13 protein-coding genes are annotated in these 22,749 nt (G+C 53.5%); 4 read left to right on the top strand and 9 right to left on the bottom strand.

What is annotated here, in order from left to right:
- Positions 1 to 36 precede the first annotated feature (36 nt).
- The 3 genes from LOC67_RS21565 to LOC67_RS21555 are packed head-to-tail and all read right to left on the bottom strand — an operon-like array spanning position 37 to position 4,921.
- Positions 37 to 1,446: an efflux RND transporter periplasmic adaptor subunit gene (locus LOC67_RS21565; protein WP_230264885.1), complete on the bottom strand. Its 1,410-nt coding sequence runs from the start codon at positions 1,444 to 1,446 to the stop codon at positions 37 to 39.
- Complete coding sequence (locus LOC67_RS21560; protein ID WP_230264884.1) at positions 1,443 to 2,492, bottom strand: efflux RND transporter periplasmic adaptor subunit; 1,050 nt, start codon at positions 2,490 to 2,492, stop codon at positions 1,443 to 1,445. The genes LOC67_RS21565 and LOC67_RS21560 overlap by 4 nt, the downstream gene beginning before the upstream one ends.
- Positions 2,489 to 4,921, bottom strand: coding sequence for a TolC family protein (locus tag LOC67_RS21555; protein ID WP_230264883.1), 2,433 nt, complete (start codon positions 4,919 to 4,921; stop codon positions 2,489 to 2,491). The genes LOC67_RS21560 and LOC67_RS21555 overlap by 4 nt, the downstream gene beginning before the upstream one ends.
- A 553-nt stretch (positions 4,922 to 5,474) precedes the next feature.
- On the opposite strand from LOC67_RS21555, the gene LOC67_RS21550 reads away from it, so the two are divergent.
- Positions 5,475 to 7,769, top strand: a complete 2,295-nt coding sequence (locus LOC67_RS21550) for a diguanylate cyclase (protein ID WP_230264882.1) — start codon at positions 5,475 to 5,477, stop codon at positions 7,767 to 7,769.
- A 244-nt stretch (positions 7,770 to 8,013) separates the two neighbouring features.
- Positions 8,014 to 9,207 carry a GIY-YIG nuclease family protein gene (locus LOC67_RS21545; protein WP_230264881.1) on the top strand — a complete coding sequence of 398 codons (1,194 nt, stop codon included), beginning with the start codon at positions 8,014 to 8,016 and terminating at the stop codon, positions 9,205 to 9,207.
- A 98-nt stretch (positions 9,208 to 9,305) separates the two neighbouring features.
- Here the strand turns inward: LOC67_RS21545 and LOC67_RS21540 are convergent, their stop codons facing one another.
- The 5 genes from LOC67_RS21540 to LOC67_RS21520 form a co-directional block, all read right to left on the bottom strand.
- On the bottom strand, positions 9,306 to 11,114 hold the full coding sequence (locus LOC67_RS21540) for a HEAT repeat domain-containing protein (protein WP_230264880.1): 1,809 nt from the start codon (positions 11,112 to 11,114) through the stop codon (positions 9,306 to 9,308).
- A 29-nt stretch (positions 11,115 to 11,143) separates the two neighbouring features.
- Positions 11,144 to 12,859, bottom strand: a complete 1,716-nt coding sequence (locus LOC67_RS21535) for an ABC transporter permease (RefSeq protein ID WP_230264879.1) — start codon at positions 12,857 to 12,859, stop codon at positions 11,144 to 11,146.
- Complete coding sequence (locus LOC67_RS21530; protein WP_230264878.1) at positions 12,859 to 13,893, bottom strand: ABC transporter ATP-binding protein; 1,035 nt, start codon at positions 13,891 to 13,893, stop codon at positions 12,859 to 12,861. The genes LOC67_RS21535 and LOC67_RS21530 overlap by 1 nt, the downstream gene beginning before the upstream one ends.
- A 101-nt stretch (positions 13,894 to 13,994) precedes the next feature.
- Entirely contained in the window at positions 13,995 to 16,613 is a 2,619-nt protein-coding gene (locus tag LOC67_RS21525; RefSeq protein WP_230264877.1) for a hypothetical protein, read from the bottom strand.
- A 163-nt stretch (positions 16,614 to 16,776) separates the two neighbouring features.
- On the bottom strand, positions 16,777 to 17,709 hold the full coding sequence (locus LOC67_RS21520; protein WP_230264876.1) for a YihY/virulence factor BrkB family protein: 933 nt from the start codon (positions 17,707 to 17,709) through the stop codon (positions 16,777 to 16,779).
- A gap of 232 nt (positions 17,710 to 17,941) precedes the next feature.
- Between LOC67_RS21520 and LOC67_RS21515 the strand changes: the two genes are divergently transcribed.
- Complete coding sequence (locus tag LOC67_RS21515; protein ID WP_230264875.1) at positions 17,942 to 18,700, top strand: SDR family oxidoreductase; 759 nt, start codon at positions 17,942 to 17,944, stop codon at positions 18,698 to 18,700.
- Positions 18,701 to 18,917: 217 nt separating this feature from the next.
- A complete protein-coding gene (locus tag LOC67_RS21510; RefSeq protein WP_230264874.1) occupies positions 18,918 to 21,383 on the top strand; it encodes a glycoside hydrolase family 127 protein in 2,466 nt (821 codons plus the stop codon).
- Between the two features lie 55 nt (positions 21,384 to 21,438).
- On the opposite strand, the gene LOC67_RS21505 is transcribed toward LOC67_RS21510, so the two are convergent.
- Entirely contained in the window at positions 21,439 to 22,728 is a 1,290-nt protein-coding gene (locus LOC67_RS21505; protein ID WP_230264873.1) for a DUF3472 domain-containing protein, read from the bottom strand.
- Positions 22,729 to 22,749 lie beyond the last annotated feature (21 nt).

The raw sequence follows: 22,749 nt of genomic DNA, 5'->3' as shown, positions 1-22,749 counted from the left end.
TTAGCCCTGCGGAGCGTGATCTCATACTACCGACTACTAGTATCCGATCCACCAAATGACGCGTTCCAACACATCGCGGATACTTGACCACAGCCAGGGACGAATCGGGCCGTAAGCGATCGCTTCGCCACGCATTCCCGGTCGCAGTTGTCCAGCCGAATTCTGCACCTCGATCTTGGCGATGAACACGTTTTGCTCGTCGCGAATCTCGGCCGCCGGAAGGATTGACTTGATCGGTTGATCGATCACCAAATCACGCAAACCGCTCAGTCGTACTCTTGCGGGCGTTTTCGGTTCGACAAACCCGACTTCCGACTCAGGAATTTCCAATTCGACAACCATTTGTTCCAGTGGAGCGATTTCCAAAACCGCCTGTCCCATTTCCATCGTCATGCCAATCGAACGTTCCAAGTCACCGTTGACAACGATCCCATCAATGGGGCTGACAACTTGCAGTCGACTCAGCCGACTTTCGATCAAGTCACGCTTGCGGCTCAATTCGCGAAACTTCAACGCTGCCTGCTGGCCTTCAGCGACTTTGCCTGACGCCAACGCAATGTCACGTTCTTTGTCCGCCTGCGCAAGCTGAGCGTCGATCGTTTCCATCTCCAAACGGAGCGGTCGCCCATCGAGTGTCATCAATACATCGCCCGCCATGACGGCATCGCCAAGTTTGACGTTGGCAGTCTGCAGCGTCGACTCAAATGGGGCCGCTACAACGCGTGCATGCATCGGCTTGACGACCGACGTGCAACGAACGCGGTACGAGACGGGCCAAGAAGCAAGCACGACGACGGCAATAACGACAAGTGCGAAATACAAGCGAGCCACATAGCCATAGCCGCTCAAATGACGCAATGTCTGGGAGATGAAACCACCACTACGATGCCAAAGCAATGACCGTAGCGTCGGTAAGGCTCTGCGAAGCCAAACGCGGTCCTGCTTAACAGCATCAGCACCTTCGATCCAAAGCACACAGCGGCCGAGCCCGACTTCGTCGTCGATGTTCAGACGCACACTTTGGCCGGATCCAGAAAGAGATCCAGCAGTCATCTCGTCGCCATCAAACGCAGCGTCGCTACCCAACGCCGCATTGATCAGCTTGGTGTCTTCGTCCCATTTCTCTGAAGCCTGTCTGAACAGGTCACTAGCTGGTCCAAGCCACCCTAACTTACTATCGAGGAATCGTCGAATCGAAGCCGCACCGATTCCACAACGCACGTTGCATGTCGGAAACTCATGTGCAACAAAACGTACCATGATCGAGATCGCATCATAGCGATCTGACGTTTCAGCCATCCGTTCGATCAATGCTAATGAACGAAAGTCTGCCTGCGTCTCGGTCTGCTTTGGAGCCGCTTCAAAATTCGGATCTTCCGCGATTGCAGGAATCGAGGTCGGAACCTCGTTGCCGGCAATCGGTTGCCCCGCGTTCGGACTGATCATCGAACTTGGTTGCCTCCACGTGTTGCCGGAGAATCGGCCGCGCCAGGATACCGCCCGATTTGAATTTGCGGTCGAAATGGTGTTCGTTTCGCACTTCGCTTCATAGGCTTCATCTGACAACGATCACCCGCACGGAACTTTCCCGAGCTATTGTCGAGCAAGACTCGCACTTCGATCGTACCGCTTTCACCATCGATGTCGGGGGCAATCGACTCGACAGTTCCATTAATGCTTTCCGATGCGCTCATCAGGTGGACAGAAACGATATCGTTGACGTTAACGAGATCAATTTCTTCCACCGGAATATTGAACACACCCAACAGTTCGTTCATCACAACCAACCGCACAACGGCAGGATCGGCTGGCGTAATGTATTCGCCTGGGCCATGATAAATTTCTGCAACGATACCCGCCATCGGAGCTTTAATTTTGCGACGGTCGAGTTGCAACTGGTATCGGCTAAGCTCAAGCTGACGCAACTGATCTTGCTCCGACGCGGCCAACTGCCGCGCCTTTGCGATTTCCCAATCGGCGATCGCTCGCTTCAATTCATCTGGACGAGCCATCGCCTGTTGATCAAGCGAACGAAGCTGCTCCAGCCGCAATTCCTTCAGCTTGGTTTCTGCATTGGCGGCATCTGTTTCGCCATGCATCTGCGCGCGCCACTGGGCCGTCGCGACAGCTTCGTTTTGAAGTCCGTCTTCAAGTTGCGCAATCACTTGGCCCTTTTCGACCACGTCACCGATTTCAACCATGACGCTTTCAAGTCGCCCGATTTCGGTTGCGGCCAACATTAAATCAAAACGGGGTTCGGTAAAGCCTTCGTATTCCAATGACAAGCTAGGTGATCGGTAGGTCGACGGACCTCGTGAAACGGAATTGAATTCGCCCGTTTGTGAATTTGCCTCGTCAACAAATCCGGGGGTCGCGCAAGCGATCAACGTTCCGGCAATCAATACACTTCCGTAGCGTTTGGCACGTTTGCAGACATGCGCACCAATCATCGACGTGAACACACCATAGTTTTGGGTTAGTCGTGTTTTCATCGCCAAGCCCCATAAGGAATTGATTTTGCGTTGGTTGGGATTGCCGCACCCGGCGAGCTAATTCGCTGTGGGAATTGAGCCGTTTTCGGGGGCAACTGCATGCCCTGCCGGACTGATGATGTACCGATCCGTCGCGGTACCGCTCGAATCGATTCTGGATTCTCCGCAGAGGTCTCGCTCGACTCATTCACCGGCAATTGAAATGGCGAAACGCTTCGTGAACTGCTTTGTCCCGACGCTAGGACATGACCGGTTCCCATGGCCTCATTGATGCCCCGGCCATAAGGGGTCAGGCCCTTTTGCGATTGAATTTCACTCGATGAACTTGACTTTAGTGCCGGCAAGCGACGAGGCGCCGGATAGTCACGTTCAACCGGCCCTGGCACCGAAAGAGGTTCGGATGTCGGTTCGGCAGGTGGATCGAGTTGCAGCGGATCCGGCTCTTCATAAGGCGTTTGAGACTCTGTTGGCAAAGGAACCGCTTCGCTGGGGAGATCATTCTCAGACGTGACGTCAGTCTCCGTGACGTCACCGTCCTGCGTTGAAGGTTCAACCGTCGCATGGTCAACGATCGCTGTTTGCTCAGCAATTGCCCCAGAGTTTGGCTCAGCGATTGGGTCAGCAATGGCCTCATTCACAGTTTCCATTCCGTCAGCGAAAAACTCGATCTCACCGCTGCATCGGTTTTGGTGTGGCTGGATGCCTTCGTTGACCAGCAAAGTCCCCATCGCACGTTGCAACCGCATCGTCGCGGTCATGTATGCCGATTCCGCCGCGACCAAATCCTTTTCCGCATCCGTTCGTCGTTGCTGCGCATCGAGCAAATTTTCAAGCTTTATTCCGACGCGGGAATCATCGCCTCCGATAATTCGCCAGTTGACCATCAGGATGTTCTCTTCATCAATCGCCATCTCCAGCACCTGACGCTTGATAGAACGCTGACGGGAAAATCTTGAGATATCGATCAAAGCAGCTTCAACTTCGAATTGCGTCTGCTTGATCACTTCCCTTAGTCGCTCGGTTCGCTGTCTTGATCGCAATAGTGCTTCGCGTTGTTGCGAACGTGCCGCACGGCGACCTCGAGGCAATTCGAATTCAAGTGCGGTTGAAATGCCCGGCGCGTTTGCGAACTGCTCCCCGAACGACCGCGCCACTTTGCTGGAACCGTTCAGCTGGGACAGATATCCGTTGAAAACCCAATTCAATTGTGGTTGCAGTTCGACCCGTGAGATCTTGAGCTCAAGCGCCGACAGTTCAACATCTTGCATTGCCGCTCGAATTTCCGGGCGGTACTCCAAAGCTTGCGACATCGCATCTCGCAACGAGAGTTGACTGTCTGAAAACTCGGGAGCCGAAATCGGAATCAATTCCAAGTCTTGGCTCATCGTCTGCAAAGCCTCACTTCCGACCAAAGTGGCCAAGCGTGCTTGCAAACGATTCAGTTCCGCCTGAAGTTCGATCAGTTGGTCGTCGCGTCGTGCCATTCGCTGGCTCGCCTTGACGATTTCGATTCGAGCGGCATCGAAATCCTTGCGGCTGTTTAGAATCGCAACCAGCTCTTTGCTGCGTTCCATCAAAGCACGTTGCTGCGCGACTTGAGCGCGGATCTCATAGAGTTGCCAGTAGGCCGAAATCACATCCGCGATTCGTTGCTCGACGGCTCCCCGCATTTCGTGCCAAGCGGCACGGCTTTCGATTCTCGCTTGGGTGATCAGACGCTGGTTGTAGAACTGTTGTCCGCGGGCAAGCAGTGGCTTTGTCAGGCCGAGGCTTAGGCGTGCGTTGCCCTGATCAGTGGGTACAAAAAAGGAACTGTTGCTATCGAGAAAGCCTAATTGCTGCGTCCATTCGACCTCGGTTCCACGCCGCGTCGTTTGACGCATTCCACCATTGAAATTCAGCGATCGCTCTCGCAAACGGTCCGCACCGCCTGTGGTCAACGTATTGCCTACAGGATCGTTCGTTGCCCCTAAATCCGTGCTCAACAAAATCGAGGGATCAAACGCCGCGTCCTGTTGGATGATTTGCTGAAAGGTGCTGCTGGCTTGGTAGCTCACACTTTTGATGCGAGGACTGTTTGCCAGCGTGTCTAGCAAGACGGTTTCGAGATCAAACTGAACCCACCGTTCACGCGGCGTGATCTGTCCAACAACCTTGTCACTCCACCAACGCATGGGGTCGGTTTGCGATGGCGCCGTCGCTGTTGCAATCGCATCGGGATGTGAATGCTGTAGCGAGTCAACAGCACCGCTCGCAGCGGCATGTTCGGTAACGCCTTGTGACAGGGAACCGTCAACTTGAGGGACAACGCCACTTGGTAAATGAAAACCTGCTGGCGTGGGTTCGTCGGCGCGCACTTTCATCGGCAGGGCAACAGCAGAAGCTGTGACCAATCCGATGATGGCAGACCAACGTTGCAGTGCAGGCATCCTTACCTCGTCCGTAATCCCTCAGTGCCGCGCAATCCTCATGGACCGGTGGCACGCAGATTTTGAATCGGACGTCAGTGTCGCCGTAGTTTCTTCAGCAAGACCTAAAAGAGCTATCGAGATCGTGCAAGCGCGAATAATCCGCAAGGGCCGCAAAGTCAACGCATTCGGATCCGCGCTGAAGTGGGGGCATTAAAGAACGTTTGCCAAAACTTTGAATTTTTGCCCCCCCTGCCGTCGCTATGCTGACGTAAATGCGCATCGCTATGATCGTCGCGATCGATCAGGTTGAACCACAGCTCATATCTTTTCGCACACTGTTAGAAAGGTTTCACGTCGGCCAACGACGTCGTTATAGGCGCGAGCAAAACTTCGGCGTTGACGTGTGGACTAACCAAACCACTCGGCAACTCCTATCGGGGTACTAACTACACACTCGCGCCGCACCGTCGTTTCTGTTTTGGGCAGGGTCTACTTCCAATCGATTCGCTTAGCGTTCGCCCTAGTCTGCCTGGGGGCCAGCCTGATCCTGGGTAGCCAGTGGTTCGGGCTGTTGCCTGATGTTGCGCAGATCAAAGCTGACTCGCGTAGGCGGCTAGCTGAGTCCGTTGCGATCAACGCGGCTTCGCATGTCCGTAAACAGCAATGGATCGATCTACGTGTCGGAACGCAGACCATTGTCGATCGTGACGAAGATCTTCTGTCGATAGGCGTCCGCAGCAATCGAGGGCAGCTTAAAGTCGACGCCGGACACCATGACGAACTTTGGTCAAGGGTGGCGTCCGACCCGACTGGCATTGACGCGATTGCCGTCCCCATCACGCTCAATCGCCGCGCGTGGGGAAACGTCGAATTCTGCTTCCGTGCTCCCGACCAATCTAAATTCGGCGCGATCACCGAACACCCGCTCGTTCGCTTGATCGCGTTCTACTCCATCACCGGTCTGTTCGGATACACGTTGTTCGTTGGCAAAGTGATGCGAGTCTTCACGAACACCCAAGTCGTCCCTGATCGCGTTCGGCAAGCTCTCGATACGCTTGCCGAAGGTCTGCTGGTTTTGGACGAACATGCCAACATCGTTCTGGCAAACCGAGCCTTCGCCGACACAGTGAATGTCTCCTGCGAGATGCTGGTCGAATCGAGTGCCAACGAACTGCCTTGGTCATTCGAAGATGAAGATCTATCGACGTTCCCGTGGATGACCGCGATCGACGAATCGGCAACCGTGACCGAACAAATTCTGCACCTACAAGTCGACAACGGCAAACGAAGGATCTTCTCTGTTAACGCCGCACCAATCGGTGGCGGTGATTCACGTCGTGGTGCTTTGGCTACGTTCCGTGATGTAACGCATATCGAAGAACATCGTGCCGAGCTTGAAACGATGCTCACGATGCTTCGTGAAAGTCGGGACGAGATCGAACAGAAGAATCGTGAACTGGAAATCTTGGCAACCCAAGACGCCTTGACCGGATGCATGAACCGTCGTGCGTTCTTCCAAAGGTTTGGAAAGCTTTGGACCGCAGCTGCGATTCAAGAAAAGCCCTTGTCGTGCATCATGATCGACAATGACCATTTCAAAAACGTCAACGATACATACGGCCACGGCGTTGGTGACGAGGTGCTTCGCCAAGTTTCGCGTGTCCTACGTGAAATGCACGGTGATCGAGGTTTGGTCTGTCGCTATGGCGGTGAAGAATTCTGTGTCCTGCTACCTGGCATCAGTTTCGAAGTCGCAATTCGCATCGCCGAAGACACTCGTAAAGCGATTGAAGCGATCACGTTTGACGAACCGGCAGAACTGCGTTTGACCGCCAGTATCGGGGTTTCTGAAACCCGATTCGAAGCCGACACGCCACAAGATCTGATCAACCAGGCTGACGTCTGTTTGTATGCCGCGAAACGAAACGGTCGAAACTGCGTTGTCCCATATGATCCAAAACTGGATGACATGGAGATCGACAACACCGGACGTGATGAGCCTGAAGCTCAAATACCGGCACCGGCTGTCAATGCGATCCTGTCTTCACTTTCCTATCGTGATCCTGAGACGGTCGCCCACAGTCGTCGCGTTGCCGAATTGTGTAACCGTGTTTCGCCCGAGCTGCTTGATGCGAAGCAACAAACGCTGGTGGAGACAGCCGCGTTATTGCATGACATCGGTAAGATCGGTGTGCCAGACGAAATCCTTCTGAAGCCTGATAAACTAACCCCACGCGAACTGGAGTTGGTCGCGCAGTACGATCGGCTGGGAGTCGAACTGGTCGCCACCGCTTTCGAAAATGCAAAGCTCACTGAAATTCTAGATAGCTTCAAAAAGCGATTCGACCATCCGCTTGACACTGATTCAACATCGACGCGCAACGAAGTTTCCTTAGCCGCTCGTCTGCTTGCGATCAGCGATTGCTACGATTCGTTGGTTTCCGACCAAGTCTACCGCCGCGGCTGTTCGCATGAACTCGCTATCGAAGAACTGAAGCGATCCGCTGGAACTCAATTCGACCCGGATGTGGTCCGTGCATTTGCATCGGTGATCACGTCCAAACCAGAACTCGCCTCCGATTCGGCCAATCAACGCGACGCGGCGGTCCAAATTGAATTGCAAATCGAACGGCTTGCCGTAGCGATCGAAGCGCATGACGCCGATAGCCTGATCCCTCTAGCGGAACGACTGTCCAAGTTCGCACGGCAATCCGGAATCGAGTTGATCGCGACCGCAGCAGAAAAGATTCGCGATCAGGCAACCACTCCCGAGGTTGGTTGGCTCGAAATGCTTCGTCAATCAAACGACTTGCTCGCAATTTGCAGGTCGGCGAGAACGACTCTGGATCGCGAAACGGTTCAGTAGCCAAACGCTGCGGCGGTTCCGCGCTCGGACGCCGGTCCTAGCCTTTTCTTGCAAATCTGACAGATTGATGCTTTTCGCTCTCGATGCATCTTGGGAAGTACCTGACGGCTTCCCGGCCCCTCACAGAAATCGGCCAGGGATATTTGCCAACCCTTGTGATTTCCAAATTCGATTTCCCAGTGCGGCCAAAATCGGGCATAATGCTGGGATGGTTAAGAGGGATCTTCACAAGGAGGAAACGCCAATGGATGCGCTATCACCCAGTCGGACGGAGTTCGGTTTTGGCGTTGATCCTTTTAATCCGCGTCCGGCACGTCCGATCGAAGTTGTCGGTGCGATCACAAAGGACGATCTAAAGCTTCAAATCGTCCAGTCTTGCCCCCGAGTCCCCGGGGTATATGGGATGTTGGATCGCAACGGAGAATTGATCTACGTTGGCAAAAGCAAGTCGCTTCGAAATCGTTTGCTCAGTTACTTTGGAGCCGCAAACGAGGATGAAAAAGCTGGCCGAATCATCGAGAATACTCGCGCGATCCAGTGGGAGACTCAGCCGAGCGAGTTTGCCGCGTTGCTTCGCGAACAGCAACTGATTCGACAGTTTACGCCTCGCTGGAATGTCCAAGGAGTCCCCAAACGCCAACGGCCGGTCTATTTGTGCCTTGGCCGCGGTGCCGTGCCGACGTTCTATCTTTCGGCAAAGATTCCCCCGGACTACATCGCGATCCAAGGGCCGTTCTTCGGTACCAGCCGCATGAATGTGGCCGTCGATGCACTGAACAAAGTTTTTCGGCTCCGCGACTGTGGTCAAAAACAAGTATTCCAGTTTTCCGAGCAACTGTCATTGTTCGATCTGGATCATCGTCCCGGTTGTTTGCGTTTCGAACTTGGCACCTGCACCGCGCCCTGTGCCGCCGCATGCACCCGCGGTGAATACATGGAACAGGTCAGCGCTGCGGAAAGCTTCCTTGATGGTTTCAATGATGAACCGTTGATGATGCTGCAGGAACAAATGCAAAACGCTGCCGCAAACCAACAGTACGAGCTAGCCGGACGCGCCCACCGGACTCTCAAATCGCTTCAATACGTCCACCGCAAACTGACGATGCTGGCCGAAGCTAGGCGGAAATACAGTTTTGTCTACGCGGTCGCTGGCTATGACGGTTGCCATAACTGGTACCTGCTGCATGGAGGCGAAGTCATCGCGGTCGCCGCAACTCCGATCGGTCGCGAGTCATATATCGCGATGAAGCCGACAATCAGCCACTGGCGTGCGACTTTGCAGGGGCCGACCGACCGAGTCCACGGGCCATTTCCCTACACATTGGGTTTAGTCGCGTCATGGTTTCGAAAAAACCGTAGCGAGCTGGACCATACCTTTGCACCGGAACAGTCCGGCCGAAAGTACTATCGACGTTCAATGACCGCACGTGCCTCGTAACGTCGATCGCGACTCAACCCTCTCAGTGGCAGGGTGACTGACCACGATCTACAAACACGAGTTTGCAACTTGTCGCATTCAGTTTTGACGAAGCGATATCACTCCGCGTCGTCTTTCAATGGCTGCATGAACCAGTCTTTGTAATCGAACACCTCGCCCGGCGGCAGCGGCGGCGGAGCCTCTCCGGTCAATCGCTCGATCGCCCAGAAGCACGCCATTCCGACTCCTCCCGCACGCATCGACGCGTACTTCTGGAGTGTCGGCATTGCTTGTTCGGCGCCCATGCGTCCGATGGCTAAAGCACACATCTGACGCACCGTGTCGAATTCGGGGATCAACGCTTCGGTGTCTCGGATACGGCCTTCCATGATTTTGACTAAGTCCTCGTCAACTTCGCCCTCATGGATTACACCGAGAGACCAACACGCGGCACCGCGTGGATAATCACCCAGCATCAAATTCCGAGGAACGTAAGTTCTCATCAATGGCTCGGCTGGCAGAAAATCCATTTGTCCGAACGCTAGAAATAACTGGGTCAGTAACTTTCCCGGTCCAGGCGTATCGGTTGTGTATTCACCCGACTGATATCGATCGTAAATCTCCTGAGCGCGACCGAGCATCGCGTCGAGATGCTGTTCCTGCGAGAGTAGACGAAGCCCCCAACCGGCCGCAATCATCGTTTCACCACGAGGGTGGCGAATCAGGTCAACCAATCGGTCACCCGATGGTTTGTAGTCCAAACTGACCAGTACCCGGGTCGCTTGTTCGCATCCACGCCAATCGTCTTGATCAAGGATCGCCATCGACTGTGAAATCACTTCCTCGGTCAGCTCAGACTTTTGAGCCAATTCGAATAGCATCGTCGCGACACTACGACGCAAAGTTGGACTCTCATCTGCAAGCAGCAGAGCAAGCGGTTCGATGTTCTCTTTCGAACCAACGGTATGCAAGATGCCCGCTGCGATGTCACGAACTGCATAGTCGTCGTGATGCACGGCCGCTTTGGCCACATCGTTGACGATCTCTGGATCGATCTGATAAAGCCGCTTCATCGCAGCGGCCTTTGTCATCCCATGATCCAAGTCGGTTTCTGAATTTGCCAAGCTAAGCAAAATCTCGATCGTCTTCTCACTGGTGTGCTGTCGTAACAGTTCCACTGCCAAAAGCGACGTTACCTTTGATGACCGATCTTCCGATAGAGTTTCGGCGAGATCCTCTAGGCCGCCATCGTGCAATTGTCCTAAAGCTCGTGCAGCGCAAACTCGCAGTGACGCAGGGCGGATGGAATCGCTAACGATTGACCGAATCGAATCACTTGATGCCTGATCTTCGATCGCGGCAAGACCTTCAATCGCAGTTCGCAGCGGCGTTAAACGAACACTGCGATCGGTCAATCGCTTCTGCCAGTCTTCTTTCAATGATGCGTTTTTCCAAACGACCATTGCAGGTTCAACGATCGATGCGATCGGTGTGCCATAATCGCGTGCTTGCTGAACAAGCCTGGCGACGGTCGATGGATCTTCGAACTGGATCATTGCCGAAACAGCCGCTCGTCGCACCGTTATTTCCAAGTCGTCCGTTTGCAACAATTCGTCGATAACCGGCAATGCCTTGTCAATTTCAGGCATTCCACGACGTTTTGCAATCGCGATCGTATCCAACGACGTGCGTTGCAGCTTTGCATCGGATCGTTTAACAGCCTTCAGCCACAAATCCAAGGGCGCAGACGAGATCTCAATGACGGGCGGATTGCTGAAGAATTCCGGATCAAGAAACATGACGTAGTCCACGTCAAGGATTTCCTTTCCCAACGCAGCCAACTGAGGATCAGTCGTTTGTGCTTGCGCATACGAACCCCAGCAACTGGCCACAAGGACTGCAAAAACGATCGCAATGTAATGTTTCATACCGACTAAGAAGCAGGTCGTTCGATTAATTAAGCGGGCCGCGTCAGTCGCCATACCTGAAATCCAAAAAGACAAAACATGATTGCGGACAGCACACCTGAGATCCACCACGCCCCGGGGAGCAGGGTGTAGTTTTCGAATCCTGGCGTATTGATTACTGAAAGGGCAGCACACGCAGGGTTGGTCATCAATGCCGAATTGACCAGTTGGTGTCCAAAGGGTGCGTCTCGCCCAAGCCAAATTAACATCGGTGCGACGAAGATCCCAATCACGACGATGTATGTCACCGTGGTTGCCGTGGCAGTTGTCCGAAAGAGGCTGCCGATGGCCGCACTAACCGCAAGTGTGTAAACGACCGTAAGCAACAGGCAGATCAACACCAACTGGATTTGCACGATCATCTGCGGCTGGATGTAAATCATCACCAAGTAGCCGGGCAACGTCGCGAACAACACGAGTGTCAGTGTCCATAGGACGCTAAACAGTTTGCCCCGTACGATCTTGCTAGCCGACAGGGGCGTCAATCGAAGCAGTTCCCATCCGCTGCCGTCTCGTTCGCCGCTGATCAAACCGGACGCCAAGCTGGGGGTCAACACAACGATCAGGATGCATTGCAGGATCACCATCAAACCGCCAATGGTTTCAGTTCCCCACGCGGTCACACTCGTCGCCGCTGCGAACGTGAGCCCCATCGATACGACGGCAGAGACAGCAACGAGACGAAACAACCACTGCGATCGGCCAAACTTTCGACACCGAAACTCCTTGACCATGACAGGATTCATGTACCAAGGAATGCCTGCTTTTCGACGCTGAGGATCGACGATGTACAGCAGCCGACGCAAAACGCGTTCGCTGGTCCGGCGATCATCGGTCATGACACCTTGGGCACGAGAGCGATCAAAGATTCGATAGTTCAATCGCGACAGAGTCCAAGCAGCACATCCGATGCTGCTGACGATTGCAAAGGCGACGAACCGTGGCCAAGTGGACTGTGCGATCAAGCCTCGCTGCCCAGGATTCGATTGCTGCATCAACTCGGTTAGCACTGGGATTGGCGAAACACTGCGAAGGTACCCCGCAATCGTTCCAATCAATCCGCTATCCCCGACAAAGAAAGCCCCCGGCAATAGCGTCACTAAAGCTAAGGCAAAAATGATGCTGTAGGTCAGCCGCACACCCGCATCTGCCGTGTGCACATAGCTGCTGATCAACATGGCTAGCGTTACGTAGTGCACGATCATCAGAATCAACAACAAGTAGAACCGGCCGATCCCGCTATAAAGATCGATGCCGCCCATCACGTAGCAGGCCGCCGCACCAGGCAAACTGGCTAGCAGGACGAGAGCGGCGAACATCAAAATCCCGGCCAACTTACCGAGGTAAATCTTCAGCGGTGTCAGCGGTGAATTGAGCAGCAACGCCAGTGTGCCGTCATTCTTTTCATTGACGATCGAGACCGCCGGAAAGGCGGGCACCAAGAACACAACGCCGGCCAACAATCCGTAGCCGAACATCCGGAAGACCGCGATCGATTGTGTCCCCGACAGATCAACAGTTCCGGCAGACGGCCAACGAATTAAAACCGCGATCGTAAAGATCACTGTCAACCCGAATAGTACGCCGAACGCTTTGGGCGATCGTAAAATGCCAAGGAACTCTCGTTTGGCGACCGGATTGGTAACCGAACCATCGTCGTGAGAGTTCACATTTAAATCAGATTGCGAAATTGATTGTGCTGACATCAGGACGCCTCAACCTTTTCAACGCTCTCGGCTTCGGACGCTTGAGGTGCGTCATTGCTTTCGCCTTGATTGGCAACCGAAAGGAATGCGTCTTCCAAGTCAGTCGGGACTTCACGGAACTGGGCAACCGACTGTCCGTTGCCAATCAAATGGGCCAACAAGGGCGCTAACTCGGCATCGCTATGGCTGGTCGAGAAACGCACGATTGCTTCGGTGTGCGCCGTTTCCGCGGTGGCTTGTTGTGCACTCGCTTCCAACCAGTCGTTCGTCATCTGTGCGACTCGATCGACTGATTCGGAATTCACCAATTGGACTTCCATGGTGCGGCGTTGTTTGATGTCCCGCATGATTTCATCAACCGTGCCAAACGCTCGCAACTTGCCCTTGGTGATCATCGCGACCAAGTCACAGACCCTTGCAAGTTCGGGCAGGATATGGCTGGTGACGATCAGCGTTTTCCCCATATCGGCTAAACGCAACAACATCGTCCGCATGTCGATACGAGCTTGTGGATCCAGACCATTGGCAGGCTCATCAAGGATCAGAACCTCGGGATCGTGCATCAGCGTTCGCGCGATCGCGACGCGTTGCTGCATTCCCCGACTAAGTGCGTCGACAAAGAGATCCTTCATGTATGTCGCGCCTGCGATTTCCAGCACCTCGTCGATCCGCCTGACTCGCTTTCGGCGACCGATCCCATAGGCGGCACCAAAAAAGTCCAGGTACTCACCAACACGCATGTTGTTGTATTTGCCAAAATCATCTGGCATGTAACCAACAAGCCTTTTGATTTTGCGAGCCTCGGTCACACAATCCGCTCCGGCAATCGACGCCGAACCGCTGGTCGGTCGCGAGAGTCCGACCAGAATACGGATCGTTGTTGTCTTTCCAGCACCATTAGGCCCGATAAAGCCAAGAATCTGGCCGCGTCCCACACGAATCGACAGCGAATCGAGCGCCGTGAATTCGTCGTAGCGTTTAGTCAGACCATTCGTTTGAACGACCGCATCGTCAGAAATTGAAGGCTTGTTCACGGAGGCTATCGGTAGGCGAGAAAGTGTTGAGGTTGACTATGGGTTGTCGATTGAAAACAGATTGCAACTTGCAACCGGGCAGAACTGTACGCGACGATTACTTACGGTGCCGCGACACCTTCGACGTCGATTGCCAAAGCATCAATCTGCCAGGTCTTACTGGTATTTTCTGTTTCCGCAATGATCGGTTGAGGTGCCCCCGGTGCAGGCCCGTTGGACTGCCCCGGATCACCCTGCGAAACGACAAAGCTGCCCTTCGTTTCTTCAGACCCTTCCGGTGCACTGACGGCAATCGTCAGGACCAATCCCTGATGAGTTTTCGCATCCAAAATGCTCGGATCATCAATCGCGAATTGAATCGTTCCCGTTGGACTTTGTTGTTCAAACACCGTGGTACTGTCATCACCGTGAACCGCGCTGATCGTCAGCTTTCGTTCGGGAGCGTTGATTTTCAATTTCACATTGACACGTTCCAATTCGATTTGTCCGACAGCATCAGGGAACTTGAATAATAAATCTGTCTCGGTCGACTTCGTCACGTCGGTCAACCACTGCCCGTTTCGTGGATTGAACAGCGAAGAGATCCCACGATACTTGGCAAAGGATTCGGTCTGAATGAATGTCGAGGGTATTATGATTCGACTTCCTGATTCTGGAGGAACAAGCCTTACGGGCACCGAGATCAGCGAAGTACCTTTGCGAGTAAACGAGTCGGCGACGCTAAGGCCAACCGACTGCGGATCACTCCAAAATAGCAACTGTGGACCGTTGACTAAGAAACTCTTCTCTGCGGTTTCGAAAAGCCGACGTAGAACGACTTGTCGTTTGGATTGCTCATCATCCAGCAATGTGTCAGCGACGAATTGATCTTTCGCAAGAACGTCCGATGGACCGATTCGGACCTCGACTTCACCGCCAGCTGGGTTTATTGAAACAGCCGAACTTGGCGATGGAAAACCGGCTAGGAACGCATCCTCGACCTGACTTTCACCCGCAGTCGGAAAACGACCGACAAACCCTGATTCGTCAAATGTGCCGACAACCGAACGAACGATTGCAGACGACTGCTTAGATGAGTCTTTGGTGCTGGCGGAGCGTACAAACATAGACGTATCGGAATACCAGTTTTCAACCGTTCCCGGTGGCTGGTCCGGTTGAATCCATCGGTTGATTCCGCTGTCTCCCCACTGAACACGTTTCGTCCGACTTCCAGACCAATCCAGTGGCTGCACGAATGTGTCTGGTGCGGACGTCAACTCGATCGGCGTTTCTTCTTGGCAATACACCGCATAGGTGGATTGGATATCGGCTTCTTCGGTAGCGTCATTGATTACCACCAATTGCCCCGAAGCGATCGTTGTGGGAATCGATCCAGAATTTTGATTTCCGACCCACAGCATGACCGCGCTTGTCAAAAGAGCGACTGCAGGAATTAACACGGCAAGCATTTCAAGCCGTTTGCGTTTCATCCACCACAGGCCGCCGAGCGCAATCAACAAAGTGTTGGCTCCCATCAACGATGCGGCGATCGATCGAGATGGGATCGAATAGCCGATTTGATCATTCACAACCGGCACCATTGCCGTGACGGATTCAAACGGTTTCGCTCGCGGTTCGAACAATCTTCGTGATAATTGCCCCAGTGCCACCGTAGGAGCTGACTCTGCCGTCAGCCATCCTGCGTGTCCCAAAGTCGTGAAAAGCACTTCGCCGTCGCCGACTGACTGCCAGAACGCAGCTGGCCACCCATTCACATTACAAGTCACATCTTTGGACGCCGTGTAAACTCGGACAAAGTCAACCGGAGTTTCTGATTCCCATTCTTCACTCGCAAATGCTTGCGTGGCGACAACATCAGCAGTTTCTAAAGTGAACTGATTCAGAGTGGTCCTGTCGGCGATGTCAAATTCCGCATCGTCACCCAATAGCGATCGAACCAAATCGGCATCTGTCAAATCAAGCATGATCCACAGTCGACCACCACGACGCAGCCATCGTCGCACCGCCAACAGACCGGCGCTGTCCTGTTTCAAAGCGTTGCCCGCTATGACGATCTGATCCAACTGATCCAGACCGCCTTGGGTATCAGGTAAAAAGTTTGACGCGAACGCAATGTTCGGAAGCTCCATCGACTGTTGAATCGCAGTCGATCGTCCAGCGTTGATCAGCGACATCAGCTCCTGCATCCTGGCGACTTGCTTTCCATCCAAGTCGATCTCAGGTGCCTCCATCAACAGCCCCGTGTTGATTTCGAACTGAGTCAGCAGAAGCGAACGATCAACCGTCGCCGAGTCCGTCCAATCGGGACGTAGCGTCTCTCCATCGGGACCGGATTCGATCGACATGGTTGTCAACGGAATGTTGACGCGGTCAAAGTCGTCTTGGGGAGGTACCAAAAGCGGAATCCAAGCTTGTCGCCGGCTATTCGCCGGGATCCAAAACTTCGTCGCGAATTGGATATCAGCGTTTCCGTCCAGATAGACCGAAACAATTTCTTCGCGATCTTTGTCGGTTCGGTTCGCTCCGACGGCTGTCAGTGGTGTCCAGCGACTATCCGAAGCTCGCTGGACAACCGACGGTGCGACCAAGACGTTAGGCTTTCCTGCCGACTCACCCGACTGAGCTGTCGCCAACGACGGCAAATAGATGACCACGGCAAACACAAACGCCGCGATAGAAGCACAAGAAAGCCGGCGCGAACCTGAGGGGCAAAAACGCATGGTGGGCAAGCGATGCGGATAGGATTGCATGGTGAAAGAACCAAGATCCTAACGCTCTGTTAAGGCAATTAATACTGCACTGCCCAAAGAAAGATGCCTGACCACCCAAATGAGCGGCCAGGCATCGAGATTCAAAAGATTGAAAATGGAGGCCTATCAGGCGCTACGCATGTGTCGCCTTTCTTGCATCAGGCCGTTGATAGGACTCTTTCACACGGACCGCATTTGGCTCGGGACGAATGCCTTCGCCATACATGCTGGCGTAAACCTGAGTCGCTTCAGCCCCAAGTAAGACGATCATTCCGGTGTAATAGATCCAAACCAATAGGACCGCGAGCGAGGCCGCTGCGGAACCGAGCTGCGCACCGGGCTCCGAAAACTGAAAATACACCTGCAACAAGTATCGGCCAACCAAGAACAGCACCGTCGTGATGGCCGCACCGACTGCGACGTCACGCCATTCGACTTCTGCGTCGGGCATGAATTTGAAAATGGCTGCGAAAACCACCATGACCACAATCGCTTGCACAGTGAAGTTGATGACCTCAGCAGCGAAGCCGCCCATTCCGATCAACGACCCGACCTGGTCGCCTATTCCGGTTAGCACTGTCGAAACAACAAGCGACACGAGCAGCAAAAACGCGAGCCCAAGAATCATCCCCAAGGAGAACACCCGTTTCCAAACGAAGTCCATCGCGCCCGACTTTTCAGGATCCGGCTTCACCTCCCAAACCTGATTCAGGGCAGCCTGTAGAGCAGCGACGACCCCGGTAGCACCGATCAAAATACCAACAAAGCTGATGATCGTTTTCCACCACTTTCCGCCGCTATCTCGGTTCGATTGCAGAATACTGGAAATTTCATCACTGATCTGTTGATTGCCAATCATCGCGGCTGCTTGATTTTCGATCGTCTGCTGAGCCTTCTGCTGCGCCTGCTCGGATTCGTACACCGTCGACATGCCAAATGTCAGTACGGTGAGCAGCAGGAACAATAGCGGTGGCAACGCAAACGCCGTGTAATAGGCCAATGCCGCCGCCAATGTTGAACAGTTGTCGCTCGAAAACTGTCCGAAAACTCGCTTCAAAAACTCCATTGCCTCGCTCACAAACTTGGGTCACAAATCGATTTGTTGCTCAATGACCCGAGCAACTTCCGTTCCAGTTAAAAAGAAGGGGTGAGTTTTATTTGGCATATCGATGCGTCAGGAAAAAATCTCATCGGCTGAAAGGGTCCGCGCTGAAAGGGTATGCTCAGGGCCGAGTAATCAATACAGCGTCAAGCAACTTCTCGATCGTCTACCGATCAATTCAGACTGGAGAATCAAAATGTCTTTTCAAGTGGAAGGTTCCGTTGCACTGGTCACCGGTGCAAATCGTGGCATTGGCAAAGCAATCCTTGAAGGCTTACTTGAACGTGGTGCTGCAAAGGTTTACGCCGCCGTGCGAGACATCAAGTCGGTGGAACCTTTGATCAAAACCTACGGCGATAAAGTCGTTGCGATCGAGACCGACCTGTCGCGTCCAGAAACGATCGTTGCGGCAGCTAAAAAAGCCAGCGACGTCACGTTGGTGATCAACAACGCAGGGGTCTTAAAGAACGCTCCGGCAATGGATCCTGGAGCGATCGACGCACTGCAGTTCGAGATGGACATCAATGTCTATGGATTGATCCGCGTCGCACAAGCATTCGCACCGGTTTTGAAATCCAACGGCGGTGGTGCCTTGGTGCAACTCAACTCGGTCGCATCACTAAAGAACTTCGCCGACTTCGCGACCTATTCGGCATCCAAAGCGGCGTCCTATTCGATCACCCAAGGACTGAAAGCTCAACTGGATCCGCAGGGGATCGCCGTGGTCAGCGTTCATCCGGGACCGATCGCGACAGACATGGCATCAGCCGCTGGGCTCGAAGAAATCGCCGAGCCGCCCAGCCTGGTTGCCGATGCGATCGTCGAAGCTCTGCAAAGTGGCCAGTTCCACGCCTTCCCTGATTCGATGGCAAAAGATATTGGCGAGGCTTATGCCTCTTTCGCGGAAAACGTTATCCAACCCGACATCGACGAAACTGCCACCATCGACGCCTAGTCAACCAAAGGGGAAAGTCCAAGACAGGGGAACGAGGTTACAAACGCATTCAGCGTAAAACCGCTTCCCCCTTTCCTAGCAGGTTGTGCCGTTGCTTCTTGCAACATCGCCTGCCTTCGCAGAGAATCCAATCGAACTTCCAGGCCTCTTTATATAGCCTGTGCGTGCGACAGCACCGAAACCGAAATCTATATCTGCTCTCCCAGAAAGAATCTCAATGCCTGTTCGATTGAAGGCTTTTGTAGCGGCTTGCCTGCTGGCAGTCAGCACCTGTGCGATTAGCGATGCACAGGATGAACCAACGACAGCTCCGATGCGTTTCGTGTCGTTTGATCAGGTCCAGATGGACGATCAAATATGGCAGCCACGGATTCGCCTGCTGGTCAACAACACGTTACCGCACGCCTTCAAGAACACCGAAGTCGCTCAGCGTCGACTTCGGCTTTGTGCAGAATGGTTGGAAAGTGGAGGTCAATCTGAAAAGCCCGAACCGCATCGCTTCAACACCTCGGATCTTTATAAGGTGATGGAAGGTGCGGCTCTGATGATTCAGTCAGAACCCAACGATGATATCGAAGCGATGATGGACCACATCATTCACATCATCGCTCGAGCCCAAGCTTCTGATGGCTACCTGTATGTTCCACATATCACAGGTTCAATCTACAAGAATGAAATGGGCGATCGCCCCTACAGCTTCTTGATTCACAGTCACGAACTGTACAACGTTGGCCATCTCTACGAAGCCGCTGTTGCCTACGCTCAGGCCACCGGTAAGACCAAGCTACTGGAAGTCGCTGAAAAGAACGCCGCTCATGTGCAGCGAGCGATTTTTGATGGCGACCCAAACTACAACGATGGCAAGCCGATCATGCAGGCGCCAGGTCACCAGGAAATCGAAATCGGCTTGCTGAAGTTGTACGCCTACACTGGCAAGGAACTTTACTTGCAAATGGCAAAGCGATTTCTGGACATCCGCGGCGTGACATTCGTTCCCGATGGAGATGGAGTCAACTCGGCAACCTACGCTCAACAACATCTTCCGGTTGCAAAGCAAAAGTCAGCCACCGGACACGCGGTCCGAGCGACCTATCAGTACGCCGCGATGGCTGAAGTCGACAGCCTTCGAAATTCGGATGACTATTCAGAAGCCTTGGATCATATCTGGCATGACATTGTCGACCGAAAGATGCACATCACCGGCGGTTTGGGTGCTGTCCATGGCATCGAAGGCTTCGGTCCCGACTACGTTCTGCCAAACAAAGACACCTACCTGGAAACCTGTGCGGCCGTCGGCAATGTGTTTTTCAACATGCGGATGTTTCTTAAATACCGGGACGCTAAATATGTCGACGTCGCGGAGATCGCACTGCTAAACAATTGCCTTGCCGGAATGGGCGAAGACGGCACCACGTTCTTTTACCCCAATCCGCTGGAAGCCGATCAAAGGCATCAACCACGTAGCGGTTGGTTCGGCACGGCCTGCTGCCCGTCAAACATCGCTCGACTGATCCCGCAGGTATCCGGCTACATGTACGCTAGTGACAATCAAAGCGTCGACTGCGTGCTGTACGGCAGCAATTCAACGACAATCTCGATTGATAACACGCACGTGCAATTGCGGCAAACAACTGACTACCCTTGGTCAGGAAGCATCAAAATCGATGTCAATCCGAAGTCAACGATTGCGTTTCCACTGCGACTGCGGATCCCGACCTGGGCCGGAAGCCAACTGGTTCCCGGCGAGCTGTATTCGTTTGCGAATGCGGCACCAAAGTGGGAAGTCAAAGTCAACGGTCAAGCGATTCAGACTGAGGCAGTCGAGGGATTCGTCACCCTGGAACGACAATGGAATGCTGGCGACCAAGTGCAGCTGATCCTTCCGATGCCAGTGCGCAAAAATCGATGCATTGATGAAGTCGAAGCGAACCGTGGAAGGTTTTGTTTTTCACGCGGACCGATCGTCTACTGTGCAGAAGGAATTGATAACGAAGGCGCCGTGCAGCGTTTTTTCGTTCCCGATTTTCGATCCGAACACGTAAAAGAAGTGGCTACCGATAAAGGATGGCCTGAGTTGGTTGTGCCAGCGAAAGAGCGAAAGCTGGAAGCTGCTGCGACTGATCGAGAACTGCGGTTGTTGCCCTACTTCGCTTGGAGCAATCGTGATCGCAGTTCAATGCAAGTTTGGTTTCCAGAATCCGAGGCGTTGGCGACCCCCGACCTGACTTCTCCAGACAACCTACGGTTTGCTGCCGTCAAAGCCTCTCACACGTTTGCCCAAGACAACGTCGACGCAGTGAGAATGAAACATACACCAAAGTCATCAGCTGACACTTCGATCCCACGCTGGACCAGTTGGCCAGAAAAGGGCAAGGAGCAATGGGTGGAAGTTCAACTGGAAAGGCCGATGCAGATCCGCAGTGTCGGCGTCTATTTTTATGATGACCAAGGCGGTGTCCAAGTTCCCAAATCTTGGGTCGTTCAACTTCCCGACGGAGAGAACTGGAATACGATGCCGATCTACAACACCGACCAGTACAGCGTGTTGCCGGATAACTACAACACAATTCATCCGGCAACAACCACCGTCACAGATCGACTGAGGCTACAACTTGTGCCGCAGCACGATCAAACCACCGTCGGGATTCTGTCGCTGGACATCGATATTGCCAGTCCCAAGTAAAACGCGATCGCGTTATTGCTTGGAAGGTTCCGAGTATTACTCGGTCAATTGCGCCTTACTCGGACGAATTCAGGGGCAGCTCTGCAAATTCGATATTCGGTTTCTGATCGCTGGTGGATTCTCGCTTGAACGTTTTCCCTGGCCGACCTGTTCGGTCAAAGAATCCACAGTTCCGCATAAAAAAGTGACTGCCTTCGGCGCCGCCATCGAAATCAAGGCGGTGCTTCCCGGCGCCGGTGGCATCGACACTAAATATCGCGCTGGTGCATTCGTGCCACTGTCCGCTTTCGTCGCATACCCAGGTGTTGCCATACAACCCGCGGCGTTCGATGAACCCGGTCGCCGGCATAAAATTTTCCAAGAACGAGTGAAAGCCTCGTAGTGTCGTGTCCGTCTTTGGACGGCTAAAACTCGCGATCAAACGCCATGGCTTTTCCTTCTCACAAAACCAAGACGTGTAGACGGTACTGCCATTTCCATCGGGTTTCACCTCGGTCAAAAAGCAATAGGTGACGCCCGACTTCCATGGCTCAATCAGATAGCTCTGCCCACCTGATCCCTCGTTGCCAAACTCGCCAACTCGAACGCCATCGCCACGAGCGAGCAGCTTCACTCGCTGGTCTTCCGGGATGTCGCTCGGACGATCCGTTTTGAAAGGGCTCCAAACCGAAAATAAGACGCGACGTTCATTCGAACCATTTACTTGGAATCCAAAATAGCCTTCACCAAAACCGTTCGCCATGAAATACGATCCCAACGTATCCTGCCCCACTGGAACGGTGACTTCTGAATAGGCGTACTGCAGGTTGCGATCTTTCGGCACCACGTAGCGCAGGTGCACCGAAGGCCCACGACGTCCCCAGTAAAACATGTTGCCGTCGTTGTTCTTGACAAAGTCAACTTCCAATCCTGTCGTGTCCGACGCAACCATCAGATCGCCGAGTTCCAGCGCCGATGGTCCGGCCACATCAGCGAGCTGGAAATCAACTCGCACATATCCAGCATGATCCACATCGACGTTGCCGATTGGATAGATTTCCTGTGTTGGCCCAACTTCGGTTTCGAACCGCTTTCCACCAACTGATGTGATCATTTTCACGCCCGCAGCTTTGCTGCTTGCGGTGATTTTCAAATCCAAACTGGCAGGTCGATCGACGTGAAAGAATGCCGAATAGACCACCTTCGGATCTTTCAAGTTGAGCGAACCGTCTCGACGAATCCCACGATCGTTGAAATCAGTCGCCGTCTGAAACGCATTGCCCGCAAGCGGAACGGTCCACTCATCAGCATGTGACAAGTTAAGCAGTAGAGCCAACCAGAGTGGGGCAAGGCAGTAGCGAATCATGGTGTTCAGTTTGGATTCGGA

This window comes from Stieleria sp. JC731, assembly GCF_020966635.1.
Taxonomy (GTDB): domain Bacteria; phylum Planctomycetota; class Planctomycetia; order Pirellulales; family Pirellulaceae; genus Stieleria.
The sequence above is the reverse complement of the archived record's forward strand: the minus strand, read 5'-3'. Positions and strand labels throughout refer to the sequence as shown.

Bases quoted from the DNA above. Each gene is read 5' to 3' on its own strand.
- LOC67_RS21565 (WP_230264885.1), bottom strand. From the start codon at position 1,446: ATGATCAGTCCGAACGCGGGGCAACCGATTGCCGGCAACGAGGTTCCG.
- LOC67_RS21560 (WP_230264884.1), bottom strand. From the start codon at position 2,492: ATGAAAACACGACTAACCCAAAACTATGGTGTGTTCACGTCGATGATT.
- LOC67_RS21555 (WP_230264883.1), bottom strand. From the start codon at position 4,921: ATGCCTGCACTGCAACGTTGGTCTGCCATCATCGGATTGGTCACAGCT.
- LOC67_RS21545 (WP_230264881.1), top strand. From the start codon at position 8,014: ATGGATGCGCTATCACCCAGTCGGACGGAGTTCGGTTTTGGCGTTGAT.
- LOC67_RS21540 (WP_230264880.1), bottom strand. From the start codon at position 11,114: ATGAAACATTACATTGCGATCGTTTTTGCAGTCCTTGTGGCCAGTTGC.
- LOC67_RS21535 (WP_230264879.1), bottom strand. From the start codon at position 12,859: ATGTCAGCACAATCAATTTCGCAATCTGATTTAAATGTGAACTCTCAC.
- LOC67_RS21525 (WP_230264877.1), bottom strand. From the start codon at position 16,613: ATGCGTTTTTGCCCCTCAGGTTCGCGCCGGCTTTCTTGTGCTTCTATC.
- LOC67_RS21520 (WP_230264876.1), bottom strand. From the start codon at position 17,709: ATGGAGTTTTTGAAGCGAGTTTTCGGACAGTTTTCGAGCGACAACTGT.
- LOC67_RS21515 (WP_230264875.1), top strand. From the start codon at position 17,942: ATGTCTTTTCAAGTGGAAGGTTCCGTTGCACTGGTCACCGGTGCAAAT.
- LOC67_RS21510 (WP_230264874.1), top strand. From the start codon at position 18,918: ATGCCTGTTCGATTGAAGGCTTTTGTAGCGGCTTGCCTGCTGGCAGTC.
- LOC67_RS21505 (WP_230264873.1), bottom strand. From the start codon at position 22,728: ATGATTCGCTACTGCCTTGCCCCACTCTGGTTGGCTCTACTGCTTAAC.